General features: G+C 42.3%; 22 protein-coding genes and 1 pseudogene. 16 read left to right on the top strand and 7 right to left on the bottom strand.

The annotated features are described in order from the left end of the window. Nucleotides 1-2: 2 nt before the first annotated feature. Complete coding sequence (xth, locus tag VB732_RS02700; protein WP_323229273.1) at nucleotides 3-785, bottom strand: exodeoxyribonuclease III; 783 nt, start codon at nucleotides 783-785, stop codon at nucleotides 3-5. A 435-nt stretch (nucleotides 786-1220) separates the two neighbouring features. Here xth and VB732_RS02705 point away from each other — a divergent pair. The 3 genes and pseudogenes from VB732_RS02705 to VB732_RS02715 all read left to right on the top strand — a co-directional run. After that, a pseudogene (locus VB732_RS02705) lies at nucleotides 1221-1358 on the top strand (glycosyltransferase family 4 protein); the annotation flags it as partial. A gap of 256 nt (nucleotides 1359-1614) precedes the next feature. Continuing rightward, on the top strand, nucleotides 1615-1800 hold the full coding sequence (locus VB732_RS02710) for a hypothetical protein (protein WP_322641664.1): 186 nt from the start codon (nucleotides 1615-1617) through the stop codon (nucleotides 1798-1800). A gap of 269 nt (nucleotides 1801-2069) precedes the next feature. Continuing rightward, nucleotides 2070-3092 carry a zinc-dependent alcohol dehydrogenase gene (locus tag VB732_RS02715; protein WP_323229274.1) on the top strand — a complete coding sequence of 341 codons (1023 nt, stop codon included), beginning with the start codon at nucleotides 2070-2072 and terminating at the stop codon, nucleotides 3090-3092. Between the two features lie 248 nt (nucleotides 3093-3340). Here VB732_RS02715 and VB732_RS02720 read toward each other — a convergent pair whose 3' ends face one another. Further along, nucleotides 3341-4351 carry a hypothetical protein gene (locus VB732_RS02720; protein WP_323229275.1) on the bottom strand — a complete coding sequence of 337 codons (1011 nt, stop codon included), beginning with the start codon at nucleotides 4349-4351 and terminating at the stop codon, nucleotides 3341-3343. A gap of 339 nt (nucleotides 4352-4690) precedes the next feature. Between VB732_RS02720 and VB732_RS02725 the strand changes: the two genes are divergently transcribed. Next, on the top strand, nucleotides 4691-4843 hold the full coding sequence (locus VB732_RS02725; RefSeq protein WP_323229276.1) for a hypothetical protein: 153 nt from the start codon (nucleotides 4691-4693) through the stop codon (nucleotides 4841-4843). A gap of 2 nt (nucleotides 4844-4845) precedes the next feature. On the opposite strand, the gene VB732_RS02730 is transcribed toward VB732_RS02725, so the two are convergent. After that, on the bottom strand, nucleotides 4846-6465 hold the full coding sequence (locus tag VB732_RS02730; RefSeq protein WP_323229277.1) for a glycosyltransferase family 39 protein: 1620 nt from the start codon (nucleotides 6463-6465) through the stop codon (nucleotides 4846-4848). An 859-nt stretch (nucleotides 6466-7324) separates the two neighbouring features. Here VB732_RS02730 and VB732_RS02735 point away from each other — a divergent pair. Continuing rightward, nucleotides 7325-8047, top strand: a complete 723-nt coding sequence (locus VB732_RS02735; protein ID WP_323229278.1) for a carbonic anhydrase — start codon at nucleotides 7325-7327, stop codon at nucleotides 8045-8047. Nucleotides 8048-8224: 177 nt separating this feature from the next. Here the strand turns inward: VB732_RS02735 and VB732_RS02740 are convergent, their stop codons facing one another. Further along, complete coding sequence (locus VB732_RS02740) at nucleotides 8225-9565, bottom strand: DEAD/DEAH box helicase (protein WP_323229279.1); 1341 nt, start codon at nucleotides 9563-9565, stop codon at nucleotides 8225-8227. Nucleotides 9566-9823: 258 nt separating this feature from the next. Between VB732_RS02740 and infC the strand changes: the two genes are divergently transcribed. After that, nucleotides 9824-10291, top strand: coding sequence for a translation initiation factor IF-3 (gene infC, locus VB732_RS02745; protein ID WP_323229401.1), 468 nt, complete (start codon nucleotides 9824-9826; stop codon nucleotides 10289-10291). A gap of 369 nt (nucleotides 10292-10660) precedes the next feature. On the opposite strand, the gene VB732_RS35925 is transcribed toward infC, so the two are convergent. Then, complete coding sequence (locus VB732_RS35925; RefSeq protein ID WP_416235724.1) at nucleotides 10661-10810, bottom strand: sigma factor-like helix-turn-helix DNA-binding protein; 150 nt, start codon at nucleotides 10808-10810, stop codon at nucleotides 10661-10663. A 922-nt stretch (nucleotides 10811-11732) separates the two neighbouring features. On the opposite strand from VB732_RS35925, the gene VB732_RS02750 reads away from it, so the two are divergent. Continuing rightward, nucleotides 11733-12356, top strand: coding sequence for a PAS domain-containing protein (locus tag VB732_RS02750; protein ID WP_323229280.1), 624 nt, complete (start codon nucleotides 11733-11735; stop codon nucleotides 12354-12356). 12 nt (nucleotides 12357-12368) lie between these two features. Here the strand turns inward: VB732_RS02750 and VB732_RS02755 are convergent, their stop codons facing one another. Both VB732_RS02755 and VB732_RS02760 read right to left on the bottom strand, forming a co-directional pair. Beyond that, on the bottom strand, nucleotides 12369-13076 hold the full coding sequence (locus VB732_RS02755; protein ID WP_323229281.1) for a Crp/Fnr family transcriptional regulator: 708 nt from the start codon (nucleotides 13074-13076) through the stop codon (nucleotides 12369-12371). Nucleotides 13077-13524: 448 nt separating this feature from the next. Continuing rightward, the gene (locus VB732_RS02760; RefSeq protein ID WP_323229282.1) at nucleotides 13525-14139 is read right to left on the bottom strand and encodes a TetR/AcrR family transcriptional regulator; all 615 of its coding nucleotides are present in this window, start codon (nucleotides 14137-14139) and stop codon (nucleotides 13525-13527) included. Between the two features lie 253 nt (nucleotides 14140-14392). On the opposite strand from VB732_RS02760, the gene VB732_RS02765 reads away from it, so the two are divergent. The 9 genes from VB732_RS02765 (at nucleotide 14393) to purB (ending at nucleotide 23264) form a co-directional block, all read left to right on the top strand. Further along, complete coding sequence (locus VB732_RS02765; RefSeq protein ID WP_323229283.1) at nucleotides 14393-15703, top strand: HlyD family efflux transporter periplasmic adaptor subunit; 1311 nt, start codon at nucleotides 14393-14395, stop codon at nucleotides 15701-15703. Next, complete coding sequence (devC, locus tag VB732_RS02770; RefSeq protein WP_323229284.1) at nucleotides 15700-16875, top strand: ABC transporter permease DevC; 1176 nt, start codon at nucleotides 15700-15702, stop codon at nucleotides 16873-16875. The genes VB732_RS02765 and devC overlap by 4 nt, the downstream gene beginning before the upstream one ends. Before the next feature lie 81 nt (nucleotides 16876-16956). Continuing rightward, nucleotides 16957-17661 (top strand): DevA family ABC transporter ATP-binding protein, encoded by a 705-nt coding sequence (locus VB732_RS02775; RefSeq protein ID WP_323229285.1) that lies wholly within the window; start codon nucleotides 16957-16959, stop codon nucleotides 17659-17661. 189 nt (nucleotides 17662-17850) lie between these two features. Next, complete coding sequence (locus VB732_RS02780) at nucleotides 17851-19380, top strand: YifB family Mg chelatase-like AAA ATPase (protein ID WP_323229287.1); 1530 nt, start codon at nucleotides 17851-17853, stop codon at nucleotides 19378-19380. 10 nt (nucleotides 19381-19390) lie between these two features. After that, complete coding sequence (locus VB732_RS02785; protein ID WP_323229288.1) at nucleotides 19391-19582, top strand: hypothetical protein; 192 nt, start codon at nucleotides 19391-19393, stop codon at nucleotides 19580-19582. Then, the gene (locus tag VB732_RS02790) at nucleotides 19579-19737 is read left to right on the top strand and encodes a hypothetical protein (protein ID WP_323229289.1); all 159 of its coding nucleotides are present in this window, start codon (nucleotides 19579-19581) and stop codon (nucleotides 19735-19737) included. Before VB732_RS02785 ends, VB732_RS02790 begins: the two co-directional genes overlap by 4 nt. A 257-nt stretch (nucleotides 19738-19994) precedes the next feature. Further along, nucleotides 19995-21011, top strand: a complete 1017-nt coding sequence (locus VB732_RS02795; protein ID WP_323229290.1) for a YihY/virulence factor BrkB family protein — start codon at nucleotides 19995-19997, stop codon at nucleotides 21009-21011. 359 nt (nucleotides 21012-21370) lie between these two features. Next, a complete protein-coding gene (locus VB732_RS02800; RefSeq protein ID WP_323229291.1) occupies nucleotides 21371-21928 on the top strand; it encodes a DUF421 domain-containing protein in 558 nt (185 codons plus the stop codon). 40 nt (nucleotides 21929-21968) lie between these two features. Further along, nucleotides 21969-23264 carry an adenylosuccinate lyase gene (gene purB / locus VB732_RS02805; RefSeq protein ID WP_323229293.1) on the top strand — a complete coding sequence of 432 codons (1296 nt, stop codon included), beginning with the start codon at nucleotides 21969-21971 and terminating at the stop codon, nucleotides 23262-23264. The last annotated feature ends 184 nt before the right edge of the window (nucleotides 23265-23448 follow it).

A 23448-nucleotide genomic window follows, 5' to 3' on the forward strand; every position in this document is an offset into this window, starting at 1 on the left:
ATTCAAAATTCCACAATAACCGGCGTATGGTCGCTGGGTTGGGTTAATTTTCTGGGTGCGGCATCAATGATGCAACTTGTAGCACGCTCATATAGTACGGGTGTGAGATAGTGATGGTCAATCCGCCAACCTAAGTTACGACGAAAGGCGGCGGCGCGATAATCCCACCAGGTATAATTTCCGCCTTCGGTGGTGAATTTGCGGAAAGCATCGGCAAATCCCAGTTTCAGAATATCGCGTAAGGCTTGGCGCTCGGTTGCTGTTGCCATAATGTGATTGTCTGTACTCACTTGCTCGTGAATATCCTTATCTTCTAAGGCGATGTTGAAGTCACCGCACACACAAATTGCAGGTTCCGACAGCACCAGCAATCGCAAATACTCGTGTAGCGCTGCTAACCAGCGCAGTTTGTATTCATATTTTTCCGTTCCTACTGCTGCACCATTGGGAACATATAAGTTAACAATCCGAACACCATCAATTACACCTGTTATTACCCGTTTTTGCTCATCCCATTCGTGATGTAAATCTGGCAAAATCGCCCTAAACCCGCTACTTACGTTTAAAAGTGGCTGTCGGCTAATCAGGGCTACGCCGTTATAAGATTTTTGTCCTGATATATAAAGGTTATAGCCCAACTGCTCAAAAGGCGATCGCGGAAACTCGGCATCCGCAACTTTGGTTTCTTGCAAGCAGAGAACATCAACGGGATTGTTAGTTAACCAATCAGTAACCTGTTCGAGACGAGTGCGAATTGAGTTGACGTTCCAAGTAGCGATTTTCATTAGTTATCAGAATTTTTTGTAAATTAAAAATTACAAATTATGTAATTATTGTACAATTACTTAATATTTATAATTTATTTTTCATTTGCCAATTACCTTTAAACAAACCTTTAATCATTTGATCCCATTAGATATTTTAGTATTGTCAGTTACTAAATATTCAATTTTGTAAGCTCTGCTACAAAATATTTTACTTCATTATGATCCCCAAGACAGATGCAACAAGTAATTGATTTGCTATAGGTTATAAGTCTGGCTCCGAGTTGAGATTTGCCGATAGAAAACTTACACGACTGTTAACCTTTATTGCACTTTTGGTAGCCTTTTAGGTTAATTTAAATGTCAAAAGAGTAAGTAGAAATGCTTTGTTCTCATAGAATAATGATGCAACTCATTATATTGAGGACAATTTCATAGACTGAACCAAAAAAACTTATGAAAATCGCTCAAGTTGCCCCCTTATGGGAAAGGGTTCCACCTCCCACTTATGGAGGAATAGAACTGGTGGTGAGTCGCTTGACTGATGAACTTGTTCGTCGCGGTCATGAGTTGACATCATTTGCCCCTGGCGATTTTCATGAACAAAAGATTGCCCCTCACATTGATGATCAGCAGATTGAATATCTAGGTGAAATTAACCACGCCGAAAAAGCTGAACTTCTGGGCAATGCGTTAGCCAAATGGTTAACGGATATGAATCTGTTTACGGACAAATTATAAAAGACCGCATAGAATCGAATGGTTGCATGAATGCGACCAAAATCAATTTTTAATCACCTGTTTTTTTGCTTAGTTTAAAACAACAAATTTTTTTAAGGAGGACATTGGTATGAGTACAAGAGCCAACACCTGCCCATGCTGCGGTGGTTCCCTCCTGCGTCATGCCCGTCATGGTGAACTATATTGGTTTTGCCTATCGTGCCGACAAGAAGTGCCACTCTTAACTGCTACTCGCTTACCTAATGTGGATACCCGGAACACCGGGGTGCTTCCCCAACCAGTGGTAAATACTTAGTTTTTGCTATTTTTGAAGAAGAATTCAGAAGTCAGAATTCAGGAGTCAGAATCAATCAGTCGGGGATTCAGACCGGTGCAGGATTGATGACCACCAAATCTACGATTTGGTGGGGGTTTTAAACCCGGTTATTCATCCGCTTTTTCGGTCAGAATTCATGCTGAATTCTGACTCCTGACTCCTGAATTCTGTTCGATAAAATTTGTTTAGACCTATCAATTAGCTCCAACTGGTAAAATCGGATGGAGCTAATTAATAGGTTTAAAGCTTTGTTAGCAGCGTTACTTTATGGGCAAGAAGATTTACGCTTAGAGAAAGTTTCTGACCCCACTCCGGCAACTGGTGAAGTTGTGATTCAAGTAGGGGCAGCAACAACTTGCGGTACAGATTTGAAAGTTTGGCGGCGTGGTGGTCATGCCAAAATGCTAATACCGCCAACGCTGTTTGGTCATGAAGGTGCTGGGCGAATTGTTGCCTTGGGTACAGGCGTTACAAATTGGCAAGTGGGCGATCGCATCGTCGCTAATAATTCCGCGCCTTGCATGAAGTGTTTTTTTTGTCAACGCCAAGAGTATTCATTATGTCCGAATCTGACCTGGAATAACGGGACTTTTGCGGAATACCTGAAAATTCCCGCACCGATAGTACAGCATAATTTATTGCAGATACCCGATGAGTTGCCGTGGGAATTGGCAGCCATGACGGAACCCTTAGCTTGTGTGTTGCATGGTGTAGCCCGTTCTAATATCAAGCCCAAAGATCAAGTAGTCGTCTTGGGAGATGGGGCGATCGGGCTGATGTTTGTGGCGGCGTTGAGCGAGAAAGCTGAGGTGTTGCTGTGGGGAGGTAATAACCATCGGCTAGAAATTGGTCAAAAATTGGGTGCAACCCAGACCTTTAATTATCATCAAATCCCGGATATTCCCGGTGTGGTGAAAGAACTTACCCAAGGATGGGGCGCAGATGTGGTGATTGAAGCCACAGGTGTACCAAGTGTTTGGGAAACTGCGATCGCTTGCGCCCGTCCTGGTGCAACAGTCAACTTATTTGGTGGATGTCCACGAGATACCAGCATTACTGTCAACACAGAACAGCTACACTACAGCGAACTGACCATCAAAGGCGTGTTTCACAATACACCAAAGTATGTACGGGAGGCGTTAGCACTGATCGCTAGTCGCAAAATTCCCTTTGAGTTGCTTATTAGTGAACAACGGCCATTAAAAGATTTAGAACAGGTGTTTTGTGAGATGAAGGCGCGACAGGTAATTAAGGTAGCGATGATTCCTTAGATGGTTTTAAGTAAGTAGGTTGGCGCAATTAAAGCTAACTGGCAAAGGCTGTCATTGGTCATTAGACATCTCCGAAAAAGAATGTAGAGACGTAGCAGTGCTACGTCTCTACAAGGGTTCTAGGTAAGGCATATTTAATTTATGGAGATGTCTATTTGTAAGGGCTTTAAGCTATTTACGTTGCTACACAATATGATTATTTTGTTGTACAGTGCGTAAATTCTAAGTTAGATATTGCGATATTAGGGCTAAGGAATGTCAATGTCGGGGAATACTTGCGGTGAAAACATTCCCCACAACGACTCATAGTAAGGCAGAAAGTAAGCAGCCTGTTCCGGTTCTAAACGAGAGCGGATTTCGATGCCGAGTAAGTTAATTAATTGCCGCACTAATTCCCAGCTTACCTTCAATTTGGGATACAGCATGACACATAGTGGAAATAGCTCTTGTTGAATAGCACTAATGTTGTTCTCCAAAATACATACCCAGAGATAGACTTGAAACATCTCCGCATCACGGATACTCGAAATCCTAATGTTAGTATCACTTAAACGACCTGTGTAGCAGCGATAGGTGGGATATAATTCCATCACCCGTTCTACAATCTTAGTCGCAATCTCACTGCATAACGGCAAGAGTTGCTGGACTGCTTTTAACTGTGGTGCGTCGTAAGCATATTCTGCTGCTGCCTGGTAAGCACGCTGAAGCGGCATATAGAGATGGTCATCAATCACCTTAAAATAAGCACTCAGCAATGGTTGCTGTGCTGGCGGTGCCAAGTTGAGGAGCATTTGTCCGCTATAGTGGAACTGTATACTAATGAACCCAATCACTCTCGGATCATCTGCTATATACTTCTGCCGAATCTTTCCCATATTCTTTGCAATCTGAGTAGAAAACTTCGGCGGAGGAATCTGTTCAGCATAAGCTGAGAGGGCAGTTTTATAAATCTGGTGGGTATCCTTTGCCACTTCCCACGGATCAATGAAGTCAGGATCAATTTGATGCCTAATCACCTCTTGAGACAAAAGTGCTTCTGTTTTTCCCCACGCTTGAAGACTTGTAGTTCGGAGTGCCTGCATTAACGTTGTTGCAACTTCAGATGCTATTTCACTCCGTTTGAGAACTTCAACGCGATCATCCTGTTGAGCTAGCTTTCGCAAATACTTCTTTGCCCATACTTCTGAAAATGGCTGGTTTGCTGCTGTCTCAAGCCCTCCTTTTTCTTGCGGTAAGAATGAAAGATTTTGTAACCCCATAAACACCTGGTTCTAAATTTGATAAATGAAACATTTCGTAATATTTAAAGTATAGAGAGATCAATCTCGCTGGCAAAACCGCAAGATTACGGAGTTTATCGTTTCTTTAAATTTAGATTCCAGATTTTTATATTTACTAGGAAAAGGCGATCGCCAGATGAGGTTATTTTTTATAGGTAAAAATTATACAAAAGATGTCAACTGAATTAACACAAAAACAAGGAATTTAAGTACTTAAATCTATGAGATATTAACTGCAATAAAACAACATTTATGAGAAATTACTTATTTCCTTTATTGTAATTTTAAATTTGGGCTTTTTTTCAGGTAAAAAAGACCATGCAACACAAAATTAGTGCAGCTTTTGTTACAACAGTTGAATTGATTGATGATGACTATTTGATGAATTCAGAGCAGGATAAATACGCAGTGGAGAAGCAAAAGGCTATGGGGCAGAGGATTATATTTAATAACCAATGCCCAATGCCCTAAACTTAAAGACGATTAATTTCTTTTGTAACTAATTTCCAGCCTTCAGCTTGGTCAACTAGCTTCATCGAATCTAGTTTGAGATTATTGAAAGCAGATGCATGAAGCAAAAAATAGGGTTGCCCATTGTAGTGCCAATAATATTCCAGTTCACCAACAGAAGCGGGAATAATGGTGCGATCGCTATAATAATCCAACGAGGGACGATGGTAAGAAAAAGATGTGTAAATCTTCTTCGTCGCTGGATTTGCCCGCACAATCATGGCGGCGACTGGTTTAACCGGATAGGCTTCAGATAATTCCCAAACCCAGTAGTTAGATTTCATTAACAGCAGCAGCGAAAGATAACTTCCCCAAAACAAAATCTTCAGAAATTGTCCGTCGCCTCGTTCTGCCAAAATAGCCGCTAAGGTCATCGTTAAAGCTACTGCTGCAAAAATCAGTTGTAAGTCTGTTTTTGGTGTTGTGCCCCAACTGAAATAAATGCTCCCAGCAGAAGCGACTACTGCAAGTATTGCCAAACCACCAACCCAAGCGCGGGGATAGGATGAGAGTAAAGGCGAATTTTCTGTATCTGATAATTGGATACCAAAAGCTAAAGCTAAACTAGGGTAAATGGGGAATAAATACCAAGGCACTTTGGTAATCATGAAAGAAATTACCAACAGATAAACACCACTCCACGCCATTACTAGTTTTGCCCAGCTAAGATTGCGATTTTCCCAAGTTAAGCGGACAGTTTGCGGTAAGAATAATAACCACGGCCATGTGTATTTGAGAAGTTCAATCACATAGTACCAAGGTGGTTCAGGATTACCCTCTACAAACGAGCCAATTCTACCTAGTGATGGGTTTACAATCCCAATTTGGGCGAAAGTGTAACCATAGTGAATTAGTTGGGCGCTATACCAACCAGCCACAGGCAGAATACCAATGAAGATTGCTAACCACAGATAGTAACAGGTGAGCAGTCGTGGCGTATCCCAAAAGAGAAATACGATGGCGATCGCACCTAGCAATGCGCCGAGTAGTCCTTGAGTTAGGCAAACCAGCCCAAAACTGACACCAACACCAAGGCAATAACGTAAATCTCGGCGCGATCGCAACACGCACAGCATCATTACCATCAAAAAACTTACCATCGCCCCATCCAACATTGCCAAGCGCCCATGACGCACCACAGGTAGCATTGTTAGATAAATCAAAGCGCTATAAATAGCAGCCCAACGTTGGCGAAATATCTCACGAGCTATGCAATACAGTAAAGGTACAGATGTCGCTGTTAAAATTGCTCCAGGTAGGCGCGTTGTCAACTCACTTTCGCCCCCTAGAGAATAAGCCCAAGCAATTATCAAATGCATCAAAGGCGGCTTGTTATGATATGGTTCGCCTCCTAGCGTTGGGTAAAGCCAACGCATTGAACCTTCTGGGGCGTGCCAAATTTCACGAGCAACCTGTGCCACAGTCCCTTCATCCCAATCTCGCAGGGGCAATCCTCCCAGATTGATGCTAAACAGTAATACTGCTGCCAACAGCAATACTATTAGCCATACCCAATCAATCCATTTGCCAACCGTGCGATGCTGTTTTTCTAGATGACTCCAGATAAAGCTTCCTTCTTGCATATTCTATGGTAATCATTTTACTTTCTGGTTTGATTACATAGAGACATCTAGCGAATCTCCAATGTTGTCACCCAGTAACAACGTATGTTATTAACAATTGCTAGTTTCCAAGATTAACTCAACTTTCTCTAATTCGCTCTATTTTTTGAAAAAATATATTAGTAATTTAAATAACATTTAAGCTGATGAATGATAAAAATAATACATCCAATAAAATATTTATTACCTTTTTTATAATCCGTAAATAAACTTGTATTTAATTTTGAATGTGACGCTTAGTTTAAATTTTATCTACAATTTGGTTAAATATTATTTGTAAAAAATAATTATTGATTACCTAAAATACCGATTAAATAATCAAGAACTAAAGATGCTTTTTTAATGAAATCTCTAAATCCAACGTTTTTCAGGTAAGTGAAGTACACAGGTAGGGGCACAGCAGTAGAGTGTTGACTTTGATGAAATTTAGTGATTTTCGGTTCATGCTATTTTTGTGACAGTCAAAAATATCTCTCCTGTCATTGCGAGTGAAGCGGAGCGGAATGAAGCAATCGCAGTATCTATAACGATCCCAAATGAGTTGTGAAAATCGAGAGGCTTAGATCCCCGACTTCTTAGAGAAGTCGGGGATCTTGTCGTTCACGGTAATGATAGCTTATGTTTATGCACATTCGGGATGCTTTCATCACTACGAACTAGGGTTTTATTGGATGTTTGATTTTGTCTAATTACGTAAGTTATAAATTACGAATGCTATTTGAAGATTAAAGGACTCTTAAATCGTGTAAAAGGGTACTCTTACATCTTGCTTTAATCTGATATATTCCTGAGAGCAAATTTATTATTATCAGCTAGATTAATGAGTCGAATTAATGGATTTGTAGGACGACGTGATTTCTTAAAGTTTGCCAGTATCGTAGGTATTGCAACCACTACTTTTGGTGATAGCTTTTGGAATCCAGAGCAAACTGCTATTGCTGATATTCATCCAGGAAACCCTAATCCAGTTAATCCTAATGAAGCAATCAAACGCCTACTGGATGGTAATCAAAGATTTATTGAACAAAAACGTAAATATCCCGATCAATCATTAGAACGTCTACGATTAGTTGCTAAAGCTCAATATCCCTTTGCTGCAATATTAGGCTGTGCAGATTCTAGAGTACCTACGGAGATCGTTTTCGATCGAGGACTCGGAGATTTATTTGTTGTGCGAGTTGCTGGTAATGTTGTCAGTGACACCGTTATAGGTAGTCTGGAATACTCTACAACAGTGTTAGGTTCGCAGTTGATTATGGTTTTAGGTCATAAAAGATGCGGTGCAGTTGCAGAAGCAATCAAAAACGAACCACTTCCTGGCAGAATTGGTTTGATTACTGAGGGTATCAAACCATCTCTTGAAAGAGTAAAGTTAAGAACGGGCGATAATATACAAGATGCGGTTATAGCTAACATTCAATATCAAACTGAAAAATTGCAGGAAAGCTCAACAATCTTAGCTAAATTGCTCAGTGAAGGTAAACTCAAAATTGTTGGTGCTTTTTACGATATTGACACTGGTAAGGTCAAGATTATTAATTGAATACATAATATTATGTCTGGTTAAATAATTGTCATTGCGTACCGCCCTTGGCGTTCCCGCAGGGTACGAAGCGTTCGCGGAGCGTCTCGTAGAGATAGCAATCGCAAGGGCTGGGATTGCTTCATTTCGCTTCGCTACATTCGCAATGACATTGTGTAATTAATTATGTTTAACTACTTAGCGATCGCGTTTATCAGAACGGCGCGATGACGAACGCGCCCCGGAGCGATCGCCATTGGTGGCGGGTGGTGCAGCTTTACGTTTAGCTGATGTTCGTGGTAATGGTTTAGGAGTACGAGCCGGACGCTTGTCACCTTCGGGTTTAGGTCTGTGTTGCCGTCCATTGGGGATTGCTTCGGGCTTTGTATCGGGGTTAGGGCCAAAGCCAGCCACTACTTCCCTTGGCAAACGTTGCTCAATCAATTTTTCGATATCTGTCAATAGACTGTATTCATCGACGCACACCAGCGATACAGCTTCACCTAACGCGCCAGCCCGACCAGTACGCCCAATCCGATGAACATAATCTTCTGGTACATTGGGCAAATCAAAGTTGACGACATGAGGCAATTCACTAATATCAAGACCTCTAGCAGCAATGTCTGTCGCTACTAATACCTGTAAGCTGCCATTCTTGAATTTTGCCAGAGCATTAGTACGCACCGGCTGGCTTTTATTTCCGTGGATTGCCAGTGCTTGAATGCGGTCTTCGCCCAACTGCTTAACCAAACGGTCAGCACCGTACTTAGTGCGAGTAAACACTAGCACTTGATACCAATTATCTCGCCGAATCAGGTGAGCAAGTAATTGGCGTTTCTTATCACGGTCTACTTGGTAAACTTTTTGAGCGATCGTTTCGGCGGTAACGTTGCGGCGTGCTACCTCAATCATCTTCGGGTTATTGAGCAGTCCGGCGGCTAGTGCTTTAATTTTGTCTGAAAAGGTAGCGAAGAATAACAAATTTTGTCGCTGTTTGGGCAACAGTGCAAGGATGCGGCGGATATCATGAATAAAACCCATGTCTAGCATCCGATCTGCTTCATCTAGCACCAAAACCTCAATATGCGACAGATTCAGCGTCCCCTGCTGTACGTGGTCTAGGAGTCGCCCTGGAGTAGCAACCAAAATATCGACTCGGTTCTTCAAACGCTGTTTTTGCAGATGAATACCGACTCCGCCAAACATCACCATCGAGTTTAGCTGCAAGTACTTGCCGTACTCGCGCACGCTTTCTTCCACTTGGGCGGCGAGTTCACGAGTCGGGGTAAGAATCAGCGCCCGGATTGGCGGGTATCCCTTATATGTACCTTTGACATTCTTCTCAGACGATAACCGATGTAAGAGCGGTAGGGTAAAACTAGCGGTCTTTCCAGTGCCTGTTTGCGCCCCAGCTAGCAAATCGCTACCCGACAAGACGGCAGGAATGGACTGTATCTGAATTGGCGTAGGTTCGGTATACCCTCGCTCTGTAACCGCACGGATAATTTCATTGGACAAGCCGAGAGTAGAAAAATCCATAAAACTCCAAAAATAACATCGGCCTGTCGCCAATGGCGGCGTCAGTCTTAGGCGGACGGATAAAAAAGTGTTGAAAGGCTGGATGGGCAATAGCGCAAAGACTGAAGAGCGAGTGCCGCAATTCCATATCCTAACAGATTGTAGTCTATTGTGTGGTTAAAGTTGCTCTGATTCAGTGTTGTGTTAAATTAGCATTACTTGCAATGTAAAGTGTTGAACAATTAGGAGAAATTCGTTATCGCAATCCAAAAGCAACTGATTAATTCACAAATCAAGTCACCTAGCGTCTTCTTGATTGACCATGAAAATAACAATCGTGGTCTGATCGACACCAATGAGGCGCTACAGCTAGCCGAAAGCTTAGAGCTTGACTTAGTTGTAGTCTCTCAAGGTAAAGAGGCTCCGATCGCTAAAATTCTCAACTATGGCAAGCTTCAATATCAAAAGAAAAAACGTCAAAGCCAGAGTGCTAGACCGACAGTAAAGGAAGTTCGATTTGGTCTAAATGTGGGTCTGGCTGATTATAATTTACGTATCGAACAAGCAGGCCAATGGTTGAGTAAAGGCGATTCAGTTAAGTTTGCCATCCGTTTACGAGGCCGAGAACATCAATATCGTGACAAAGCAGGAGAACTGCTAGACCGAATTGCAAATGATCTCAGCCAAGTAGGTAAAATCCAATCACTGGATAAACGCGCACTAGTTGTTCAAGTCATTCCTGCCTAGTTATCTTGCGATCGCTAGAAGATATATTTGTAACAGCTTGTAAAGAATGAAAAAACCCGGAGGCAACACTGTAGCTTCTATGGAAAAAACATTGAGATTATCCCCATTGAAGGCAGCAAGGGGATTTTTTCGTTGTGCATCAAGTCACGCTTGCACAGAGCTATAGTGGAAATGATGATGGAATCTTAAACCAGTTGGGGATAGCGTAACCCCAAATACTGGGATATAAAAACATCCCAGCTCCTCTTTACAAAAATAGAGCAACCCCACTTCTGTGGAACTCAAAACCGCACTGATATTTATAAGTGCGGTTTTTGGTTTTATGACAATAACAGAGATACTGGGGGATTGAAAATTCTCTTCATTATTTTATCGGCAGTAAGAAAACCGTTCCACAATATCCTTTACTGTCTTATAGCTTAAATGAAACTGCTGGGCGATCTGGCGGCTAGAATACCCTTCTCTACTCATAGTTAAGACTTGAAAAGTATATTTGTCTAATTGTTTTAAATCATCCATTTTTGAGACCTTTTTTGTATAGGATTTGGTAAAAAATTATATTAGTATTACATTACCTAGATGGAAAAATTATTGCAAAATAACCTTTTACAGTCATTTTCCGTAACTCCTTTGAGTTATCAGAAAAATGGGTTTAAAACCCCGTGTTTCCAGCACGGCTTTAAAGTAATGAGTAAGGAGTAATGAGTGGATGAAAAATGGGTATTTACTCATTACTCATTACTCATTACTTATTACTCATTACTCCTTCTTCTCCGTGCGTTCACGGCGGTGAGGATGTCAAAAAAAAGTCTCTAGCCTTTGAATCGACTAGAGAACTAACCGTGCTTAATATCGTCTAAAAAAAACTTACTTTTTTTATTAACTTTATTCTTCCATCTAGTGAATTAATTAAGGCAGATAAAGTATGGTCTAATGTTAAGTTCAATAGCAATAAGGGATACAAAATAGTTGTTAACATAACCTCAATACCTTTCTCTAGCTAGATCAGTACTTTATCTGACGTTGTGCGTTGGCGGAAGCCTGTCGTCGAGATGGCGCTTCGTTTCCTTATCTATATTTTTCACGACTGATTTTAGGATTATTTATAGGTAGGAGCAATGTTTTAACCTTTTTGCTTGGTTGTAGTTTTTCAAAGCTAGAGGGTAGAAATTCGTGGCGACTCTTGCAGCGATACCGGAATCGGAGTGTCGAGAGCGGATTTTTATAACTTTGTACGAAATCGTACTGACTAACAGTGACTGGGTGTTTTAGTCTTTAATGTGGAAATTCCAAAGTTGTAAGAAATTTGGTAACAAATTCATTGATGGCAATATATCTTAACTTCTTATTACTGGCGAAAACCTAGTAAAAAATGATTCGTGGAATAAAACCTATTAAGAATTGGTTAGCAGTTTCTTTTTATTCAAGAATTTAAACTTATATGTCACCTGAATTTACCATAAATGTAAATATCTTTACCGAGCAGTTACAGTCACTGCAAAAGTGTTTAAACTTGCACCAAGATGCGAACACCGTAGTACAGCCAGAAGGTGATTTGCTGCTAGCAGCCTTGAAAGAACTTGATACTACTTCAAAAAAACTAGGGATAGTTACAGAGAAACTATTTGAGCAAACTCAAAAATTGGTAAATGCACAAGCATGGCTTAGAGAGGAATACAAGCGCTATCAAGACCTGTTAGAGTTCGTACCAAATGCTTACTTCGTGAGTGACACACAAGGGAAAATTCTATCAGCTAATCATGCCACTGCCACACTGTTCAATCTTCAACAGCGATTTTTGATAAACAAACCATTGGCCTGTTTCATTGCAGCAGAAGAACGTCGGGCGTTTCGTTGCCAACTAAACCAGATGTACGAGTGTGAATTTGACTATGTGCAAGAGTTGATATTACGCATACAGCCTCGTCAATGTGAGCCTTTTGAGGCTGCTGTGACTGTAGCTCCTATGCGGGACGTTAAGGGCAAGTTAACAGGTTTGCGCTGGATGGTGCGCGACATGATTCACGTCTGGCAACAGCCTCAATTAGCGCTAGAAAGGTCATAAGGGCTTTATCCGTTATCTTTCTAACTTAAACTTTAGCAGGCGATCGTATTCCTTTTTGATTACCTCGTAACACTCGCAAGAAGCCTCTTCTAGTCCCTGCCGATCAATGGTTTGGATTTTCTTTCGGCTACATTTGATAAGACCTTTCTTTTCTAGAATATGGGCGGTTTCGGTGATACCAGAACGGCGCACGCCCAGCATGTGGGAGAGGAACTCATGGGACAGGATCAGTTCATCCGAGTATAAGCGATCGCTGGACTCAAGCAACCAACGCGCCATGCGTTTTTCTATAGTATGAGTGCGGTTGCAGGCAACATTCTGCGAGATTTGCGCGATATAAGCTTGTGTGTATTTGAGCATCACGTCCCGCAGAGCTTTATTGTTGTCGAACTCATCCAGCAGGAGATGTGCCTTCATTTTCACCGCATTGCCGGGAACCTGAACGATGTACTCGGTCTGCGTCGTCTCCTGACCGCCCATAAAAGCGTTGATCCCCACCATCTCACGGCTTCCAACCACTCCGGCTTCAACTGTGCTACCGTCCATCATTGTGATAGTGACTGAGATTAGGCAGGTGAGAGGGAAGTAGACTTCTTCGATGGTTTCGCCGGGTCGGTTGAGTACCTCACCGTATGAAAGCTCAACCTCCTGCATTTTGTTTTCTATCTGCTTGTATACCTCACGGGGCAGGGCGGTGAGCAGAAGGTTTTGAGTAGCCATATTTGTCTTAAAGCTTGTTTATTAACTATTTGGAATATTGTTTAAGCTATGGCATTCAAAGACCTATAAACATAACTACGGGAAGTTCGCCAATTTTGAAGAGATATTGGCCAGCAGTTTTTTGATAATTAGCTGATACCTTTTTAAGGTTTTCACGCCAAGTAAGCTTTTGCAATCCGTATTAATCAAACGTATCCTTTTGTTATTATATAGGACTCCTATTTGATTTTTGAACAAGACTCAGTACGGATGTATCCCTTCTTTTCTCCCCAATTCCCAATTCCCAATTCCCAATTCCCAATCCACGCAAATAAATATGGCTACGCCACGCTGCGCGAACAGGAATCAAACCGGATTCCTATATCATGTTCGACTTAATACTTATGTCATTGCAAGCGTTGCGCGGCAATCCCAAACCTTTGCGAAAAAGCACCGGGAAATAGCCAATCTAATCGGCGCATTTAGTGATTAAGTGTGTCAACGCATCTATTAGGCGATCGCTTTCCATTGGTACAATGTCCTTCCCATGCATCACATCTTGAGTAATGTGAAAATGCACCAATGCTCCGATAAGAATTCTTGCTGTTGCTTCTGGGTCAGGTATGTTTAGTTCAGGAGCCGCTAAGTAGTGAGTAAGAGTTTCCATTACTGGCTTAATTATTGCACGAACACAAATTTTAGCTAACTCAGGAAAACGGCCAGATTCCCCAATTAGGACTCGCATAAATGCACTATGTTCTTTGTCGTTAACCATCTGCTCTAATGCTTTGGTCACTACCTGGCGCACTATGACAGCTGGTTCTTCCTCAATAGATTCTGTGCCAAAAATAGAGTTGTTTTTTTTGCTTGCCAGTTGCTCTATCAGAACTTTAAAAAGTCCTTCTTTATCTTGAAAGTGGCTGTAGACTGTCGCTTTAGATACACCTGCTGCTACTGCTACCCGATCCATGCTTGTACCAGCATAGCCATGCTGAAGGAATTCTTGCATTGCTCCTTGCAGAATTTGCTCCACTTTATCAACAGAATTGTCTCGATCTACTTCGCCAGCTTTCATACGTACCATTTATTAATCATCCTTTCGTATAAACAATATTAATAGATGCGGCAAAATATCCCAGTGCAAAATGGCAAAAATAAATAGAAGGGGGCAGGGGGCAGGGAGCGGGGAGCAGGAATGGCATTCCGATGCATAATGCCGAGCAAATTGATTGATGAGTTTAGTTGTATCATATTGACTAAACTAGTCCGTTTAGTTTAGCATGAATTGAACTGGACAGTTCAGTACAAGTTGCTACTGGTGGTAAAGGGAAAAGAGTATGGAGCAAAACAGAAATTCAGAGAGTTTGGGATCTTCTCAGAATCTTTTGCGATCGCCTGTTCTACTTGCAATAATTGCATCACTAGCAATAGGCGGAATCAGTGTTTATGCTGTGATGAAGTTCCAGGCTACAGCCAATGAAAAAGAAGAAACACCAGTAGCGGTTCAGCCTGTGGTAAAAACTGTAACAGCATTAGGGCGGTTAGAGCCAAAGGGAGAGGTAATAAAACTGTCAGCACCATCGTCAAATGGGCAAGGAAGTCGGGTAGAGCAACTATTGGTGAAAGAAGGCGATCCCGTCAAAGCTGGGCAGGTAATTGCAATTATGGACAGCCGCGATCGCTTACAAGCTAGTTTGATTGAAGCACAAAAACAAGTTCAAGTTGCCAAATCTCGCCTTAACCAGGTAAAAGCTGGAGCCAAACAAGGAGAAATTGGAGTGCGTCAAGCTGCTATAAATCGTCTGCAAGTGGAATTAGAGGGAAACATTAAAACTCAGCAAGCCACAATTAATCGTCTAGAAGCAGAACTCCTTGGGCAACAACGGAGCTTGCAAGCAACGGTGGCTCGCGTCGCAGCCGAGAAACGTAATGCCCAAGCTAACGTGCAGCGCTACGAGACTTTATATCAAGCAGGAGCAATTTCTAGCCAGGAAGTTGATAACAGACGCTTAAACGCCGAAACTTCCACTCAAGCGTTAATTGAAAGCCAAGCCACTCAGACAAGAACTGTAGCCACCCTCCAACAGCAGCTTAACGAAGCAAAAGCCAACCGAGATCAAACCCTCGCCAGCTTGCAACAGCAGATTAAGGAAGCAAAAGCTAACCTGAATCAAACTGCTGAAGTCCGTCCCACAGATATAGCAAATGCACAGGCGGAGATAGATAGCGCTCAAGCCACTGCGGATAAAATTAGAGCAGAACTAGCGCAAGCATACATTGTGGCTCCTAAATCCGGTCGAATTTTGGAGATTAATACGCGAGCCGGAGAAACTGTTGGGGATGAAGGAATTGTCGCTCTAGGTCAAACCGACCAGATGTATGCAGTAGTAGAAGTTTACCAAAGTGACATCAAAAGAGTGCGTCCCGGACAGGATGTGCGAGTAAGTAGTGATTCTTTACGCAATGAATTAGGGGGAAGAGTGGATAGGATTGGGATGCAGGTAAAGCGGCAAAATCTGATCAACACTGATCCCTCTAGTAATATTGATGCCAGAGTAGTGGAAGTTCATGTGGAATTGAATAAACTATCCAGCCAAAACGCTTCTAGTTTTACTAATTTGCAAGTCAAGGCGGTAATTGTACTGTGATTGGATTTATCCAGCAACTGCGGCGGCGAACCCCTCTAGGATGGCTGCAACTGAGCCATGAAAAAGGTCGTCTTTTAGTGGCATTGTCAGGTATTGCCTTTGCCGATGTTTTAATGTTTATGCAGCTAGGGTTTCAGACTGCCCTGTTTGAAAGTAACACAATCCTGCATCGCAGTATGGAGGCTGATATGTTTGTCATCAGTCCCCAAGCACGTAACTTAGCAAATATGTCTAACTTTACGCGGCGACGGCTGTATCAAGCAATGGATGTGCCAGGTGTAAAGTCGGCAGAAGGAATGTATATCAGCATTGTTGATTGGAAAAATCCCCAAACACAACAGAAAACGACAATATTAGTTATGGGGTTTAATCCTGATCAGCAGGTGTTTAACTTAGCGGATGTGAATCGCCAAGTAGATGCTGTTAAGTTACCAGATACCGTTCTCTTCGATCGCGCCTCTAGAGGAGATTATAATGAAGCGATCGCCAACATTGAACAAGGTAAAACTGTCACAACCGAAATAGAACGCCGAACAATTACCGTTAGCGGCTTATTTACAGTCGGCGCTTCCTTCATAGCAGATGGTACTTTAATCACCAGCGACCAGAACTTTTTGCGACTATTTCCCAGACAACAAGCAAGCGGTGTCAGTCTTGGTTTGATACAGTTGCAACCAGGGTCTGACCCAAAACAGATGAAAGCAGCTTTAGAAGCTCATTTAGATAAAGATGTTAAAGTTTTAACCCAAGCAGAATTTATTGAATTTGAAATAAATTACTGGAAAACAAATACTGCGATCGGATTTATCTTCAGCCTGGGTGTAGCAATGGGCTTTATGGTGGGCGTGATTATCGTCTATCAAGTTCTTTCTACAGATGTTAATTCTCATATAAAAGAATACGCCACCTTCAAAGCAATGGGGTATAACAATCTCTACTTATTAGGTGTGGTGTTTGAAGAGGCGATAATTTTAGCCGTCTTGGGCTTTATCCCTGGAGCGATCGCACCTTTGGGACTTTATCATTTAACTCGTAATGCTACTAATTTGCCACTTTACATGACCGTAGGGCGGGCATTAACGGTATTAACCTTAACCATGATTATGTGTGTAATTTCTGGTGCGATCGCCACTCGTAAATTACAGTCTGCTGATCCCGCAGATATGTTTTGAAATTAGTCCTTTGTCATTTGTCATTTGTCATTTGTTACTCAAAAGGGCAAATGACAATCATCACCAGTAATCGAGCTATCTATGACTAGCAAACCCGTTATCTCTGTTAAAAATCTCGACCATTACTTTGGTTCTGGTCAACTTCGTAAGCAAGTTCTCTTTGATATCAATCTGGATATTAACGCTGGTGAAATTATTATTATGACTGGGCCTTCTGGTTCTGGGAAAACTACACTTCTTACCTTAGCAGGCGGCTTGCGTTCCGCCCAATCAGGCAGTTTGCAGATATTGGGACAAGAACTTTGCGGTGCTAGTACAAGACAACTTACCGAGGTGCGACGTAATAACGGTTATATTTTCCAAGCGCACAACTTGCACGGTAGCCTGACAGCACTCCAGAACGTCAGAATGGGCTTGGAAGTACATAATAATATTTCATCGGCAGAGATGAAAAGCCGTTCAGCGCAAATGCTGGAAGAGGTAGGATTAGGAGAGCGCGTGAATTATTATCCTAATGATTTATCTGGGGGACAAAAACAAAGAGTAGCGATCGCTCGTGCGTTGGTTGGCCGTCCTAAAATTGTCTTAGCAGATGAACCCACCGCCGCCCTTGACAGTAAATCGGGACGAGATGTCGTCAACCTCATGCAAGCACTAGCTAAAGAGCAGGATTGCACCATTCTCTTAGTAACTCATGACAACCGCATTCTAGATATTGCCGATCGCATCGTCTACATGGAAGATGGCAAGTTAGTAAATGACCGTGCTGCTGTTACAACCAGTTAGGCTAGTTTTCCCAAGATATTTTTTCAAGTAATTTAACCATACTACTCCCAATTCCCAATTCCCAATTCCCAATCCCCAATTCCCAATTCCCAATTCCCCATTCCCCATTCCCCATTCCCTGTAATTTCACCAATGCCAATTTCCCCAGTCATCTGCTAGAGATTTGAAAGGTTTACTGTTATATAAGCAATGCTTGCCAGAGTCTGGAGTGCATCAATTGTGGGCATCGATGCCGTCAAAGTAGGCGTGGAAGTCGATGTGTCAGGGGGATTACCGGGAATTGTTGTCTTGGGACTGCCAGATTCAGCGATTCAAGAATCACGAGAAAGAGTCAAAGCAACGCTGAAAAATGCAGGTTTCGCCTTTCCGATGCGGAAAATTGTGATCAATTTAACTCCGGCAGACTTACGCAAAGAAGGCCCCTGTTTTGATTTGCCTATTAGTGTGGGAATTTTGGCGGCTTCTGAGCAAGTTAGCGCTGATTTGTTGGGGGACTATCTATTCTTAGGTGAAGTGTCTCTAGATGGCAGCTTGCGCCCTGTGGCTGGTGTTTTACCGATCGCAGCAGCAGCCCAAAAAATGGGAATTGCCGGTTTAGTTATCCCTGCTGATAATGCTCAAGAAGCCGCAGTAGTTCAAGGTTTGGCTGTTTACGGCTGCAACCATCTGTCTGATGTGGTGGCTCTTTTAAATAATCCAGGGCGTTACAAACCTGTGCAGATGGATAGTACAGTGGACAGAACAACAGTATCTTACCCAAGTGTAGATTTGCATGATGTGAAAGGACAAGCTCATGCGCGTCGGGCTTTAGAAATTGCTGCTGCTGGTGGACACAATTTAATTTTTGTTGGGCCGCCTGGTAGTGGAAAAACCATGTTAGCACGGCGCTTGCCAGGAATTTTACCGCCCCTGAGTTTTGCTGAATCTTTAGAAGTGACTCGCATCCATTCGGTGGCTGGTTTATTGAAAAATCGCGGTTCGTTGGTACGCGATCGCCCTTTTCGCAGTCCCCACCACTCAGCATCCGGGCCTTCTCTGGTTGGTGGCGGTAGTTTCCCTCGTCCTGGAGAAATTTCTTTATCCCACAATGGGATCTTATTTTTGGATGAGTTAACAGAATTTAAACGTGATGTACTGGAATTTCTGCGTCAACCTTTAGAAGATGGCTACGTTACGATTTCCCGAACCAAACTATCGGTAACGTTTCCCGCGCAGTTTACTTTGGTGGCGAGTACTAATCCCTGTCCTTGCGGTTACTATGGCGATACCATCCAACAATGTACTTGTTCTCCCCGCCAACGCGAGCAATATTGGGCAAAACTTTCTGGGCCGTTGATGGATCGAATTGATTTACAAGTTGCGGTGAATCGCTTGAAACCAGAAGAAATTACCCAACAACCGACGGGAGAAACATCAATATCAGTCCTACAACGAGTGCAACAAGCAAGCGATCGCGCCATTACCCGCTTCCAAGGAGAAGCAAATCTGCGTTGCAATGCTCAGATGCAAAGTCGTCACCTCCAAAAATGGTGCAAGCTAGATGACGCTAGTCGTAATTTATTAGAAGCAGCCATTAGAAAATTAGGTTTATCGGCAAGAGCTAGCGATCGCATTCTCAAAGTAGCACGAACTATTGCAGATTTAGCGGGAGACGAAAAGCTCAAAACTAATCATGTGGCGGAAGCAATTCAGTATCGCACAATTGATAGAATGCAGTAGAAATCTTGTTATGATGCCTATTCCGATGGAAATCAAATTTCCTCAAACTGAGCAATCTCAAAAACCTTGGATGAAATTTGCAGGAGTATTTAAAAATGATCCAGACTTTGACGTGGTTCAGCAGTATATTCAAGAATATCGTCAAGAATTAGATGCTACTGAGAAAGCGGCAGATTCTAGTACGCAGAGGGAAGCAAGTTGAGTCTTTGGATTCTCGATACTGATAGCCTTTCTCTTTTCCAGAGAGGAAATTTAGAAATTGCTCGTCGCCTAAACCTTCATACCACTCTGGGAAAAATTGCTCGTCTTCAACACGAACAAAACCGAATCGATTTTCTGCATCCTGAAGAGTGGTAATCGCTACCGTCTGTGTCATTGCTTTTAGATAACAGTTGCTTTGTTATGCCATTGAATTTTATATGCTGAGGCGATCGCAGTACCTATTACCTACCATAAGGCAAATTATGGATATTGCCGTCAGCAAATTATCGACTCTACTAAATTCCTCCTCAAGAACGCTTTACAAACTCCCTTGGGAGGATGTCGCCACCCAGAGAATAAGTATCAAATATATCAGGAAGTAAGCAATATCCTCTTAGAAGGAGACTGGTTGGATGAATTTGCAGGCAATTTGGAAGTTATTCCAAGAGACATTCAAAGAATGGAGTGAGGATAAAGCCTCACGGTTAGCGGCGGCGTTGGCTTATTACACGATTTTTTCGATTGCACCGTTGTTAATTATTGTAATTGCGATCGCAGGGGCAGTATTTGGAGAAGAGGCTGCGAGGGGTCAAATTGTCGGACAAATTCAAGGTTTAGTCGGCCCAGGTGGCGCAGAATTTATCCAAACAGCGATTCAGAATGCGAACAAACCACAGACAGGAGCGATCGCTTCGATTATTAGTGTTGTAGTTCTGCTATTGGGTGCTACTGGTTTATTTACTGAATTGCAAGATTCTCTTAATACGATTTGGGAAGTTAAACCAAAACCCGGACGCGGTGTAACTAACATCATTCGCCTACGCATTTTGTCCTTTGCAATGGTCATAGGTATTGGTTTTTTACTGTTAGTTTCTCTAGTAATTAGTACGGTATTAACAGCATTAATAACATACTTTAGCAGCTTACTGCCAGGTGTAGATTTTCTCTGGCAGATTCTCAATTTCGTCATCTCTTTTGCCATCACTACGTTTCTGTTTGGACTCATTTTTAAAGTCCTACCAGATGTCAAGATTGGTTGGAGTGATGTTTTAATTGGGGCTATGCTCACCTCCTTTTTGTTCTCAATTGGGAGATATTTCTTAGGACAGTATTTAGGTAACGGGAGTTTTGGATCAGCTTATGGTGCTGCTGGTTCACTGGTGGTAATCTTAGCTTGGGTTAACTATGCCGCGCAGATTCTTTTCTTCGGTGCTGAATTTACTCAAGTTTATGCCAGAAGGTATGGAAGCGGTATAACCCCAACAAAACACGCCGTTCCTTTATCTGATAATACGGAATATAATGGCAAGGCGAAAACGAGTCAATCGTCCACCAAGAAAAAGCCATCTTCTAACTTGATTAATCGTTTATTAAATTCTTTCAAAAAGCCCAAGCGATTGAAAGCAAGAAGGAAAAATCCGCCATTTTAATTCCACTATCGAAGGGTTATATGTTTGTAATTCTGATAAATATTGAAGTATTTAACCTCTAATAGAAATCAGTTTAAGAAGAATTCAGAAGTCAGAATTCAGGAGTCAGAATCAAGACGCTCGAATACTCGCTATCAGTGGGAGTCTCAAACCCCTTAATTCAAATGCTCGATAGCGCAGCAGGAGCGTCTGACTCGCTAACACTCCGTTATCCGCCAGTCGGACAAAATTCATCCTGTTAGCGGATAGCTAAGGTTTAGCCCATTCTGGCTCCTGACTCCTGAATTCTGTTTTGATAATAGATAAATAACCTGCTACTGGATTTTTCCCAGAAGTCTATTGAAAAAGGAAGAAAATCAGTGCTAACGGAAAAATGGTTTTTTATCGATTGGCAAGCAATCTTTGTTCCTAGCATCAGCATCTTTGAGTTGATTATCCGTGGTTCGCTGGTATATTTAGCCCTGTTCTCAGTTTTACGCTTCCTTCCTAGCCGACAACTAGGAACATTAGGAATTACTGATTTACTCGTAGTTGTGCTATTTGCTGAAGCTGCTCAAAATGCGATGGCAAGCAATTATACATCAATTACTGAAGGCGCTATCCTGGTAGGAACTGTGATTTTTTGGAGTTATTTGTTGAACTGGTTAGGCTACAAAATACCCCAGTTCCAACGTTTTATAAATCAGCCACCGCTACTACTAGTAAAAAATGGTCGGATGATTGAACGTCATTTGCAACGAGAATTAATTACAGACGATGAATTGATGAGCAAGTTACGTCAGCAAGGGGTGGAATTTTTAGCAGATGTGAAGTTTGCATATATGGAGGCTGACGGTAGGATTAGCATCATCACTTTTGAGTCAAAAACTAATCCTATCTCTGAGCAAAAAGTAACACTAAAAAGCGATCTACATTAATTAAACTGTAAAATATGACGGTTGTATTCTGTGCCGAACCGTGATTGAGCGCTATACTTTGCCGGAAATGGCTAATCTGTGGAGTGAAGCCTATAAACTAAAAACTTGGCTGCAAGTCGAAATTGCTGTTTGTGAGGCTCAAGCTGAATTGGGTTACATTCCATCTCAGGCGGTTGAGGAAATTAAGGCTAAGGCAAATTTCGATCCAAAGCGGGTGTTGGAAATTGAGGCTGTAGTCCGCCACGATGTCATTGCTTTCTTGACAAATGTCAACGAATATGTAGGTGATGCCGGACGCTACATTCACCTGGGTTTAACCAGTTCGGATGTTTTGGATACAGCTTTAGCACTGCAATTGGTTGCCAGCCTGGATCTATTATTGCAACGTTTGGAAGATTTGATTGAGGTAATTCGTGAAAAAGCACGGGAACATCGTCATACAGTGATGGCTGGCCGATCGCACGGTATTCATGCTGAACCGATTACTTTTGGTTTCAAGCTAGCTGGCTGGTTAGCTGAAGTGTTACGACACCAAGAACGCTTAAGAATTCTCCGCGAAACCATTGCCGTGGGTAAGATTTCTGGTGCGGTGGGAACTTATGCCAATGTTGAACCCCGTGTAGAAGCGATCGCGTGTCAGAAACTCGGACTCAAACCCGACACGGCCTCAACACAAGTTATTTCCCGCGATCGCCACGCCGACTATGTGCAACAGTTAGCTTTGGTGGCGGCATCCATCGAACGTTTTGCTGTAGAAATTCGCAATCTGCAAAAAACAGACGTTTTAGAGGTTGAAGAATTCTTCGCCAAAGGTCAAAAAGGCTCCTCAGCCATGCCACACAAACGTAACCCCATCCGTTCGGAACGGCTAACGGGAATGGCGCGACTGGTGAGAAGTCATGCTGGTGCAGCCTTGGAAAACATTGCTCTCTGGCATGAGAGGGATATTTCCCACAGTTCTGTGGAACGGGTAATTTTGCCAGATGCTTGTACTTTGACGCATTTTATGTTGTCAGAAATAACCGACTTGGTGAAAAACCTATTGGTCTATCCTGAAAACATGGCACGAAATCTCAACTGCTACGGTGGCGTTGTGTTCAGCCAAAAAGTGCTACTTGCTTTGATAGACAAAGGAAGCAGCCGAGAAGAAGCTTATGCGATCGTTCAAGAAAGCGCTCACGCCGCTTGGAACAAGCCAGGAGGCAATTTCCAGGACTTGATTAGCAAAGATCCTCGCGTTACTCAAAAGTTGTCCCCAGCAGAACTAGAAATCTGTTTCGACCCCCAGCAACATCTCCAGCATTTAGAAGAAATTTACCAACGACTGGGAATTTAGGATTAATTGTTTTGTAGTGAGCGTTTAAGCGCTTACTACAAACTTTTGACTCAAGAAATAAATTACTTAAATAACCTATTCCCAATGTCCTATTCCCAATGTCTTATATTCAAAACTCGTAGCGTACCACACTAAAACTTATAGAAATAGTGGGTTAGGCTTGCGTTAATGCATTTGCATAAAC

Origin of the sequence: Nostoc sp. UHCC 0252, assembly GCF_034931145.1 — a bacterium.
Lineage (GTDB): Bacteria > Cyanobacteriota > Cyanobacteriia > Cyanobacteriales > Nostocaceae > Nostoc.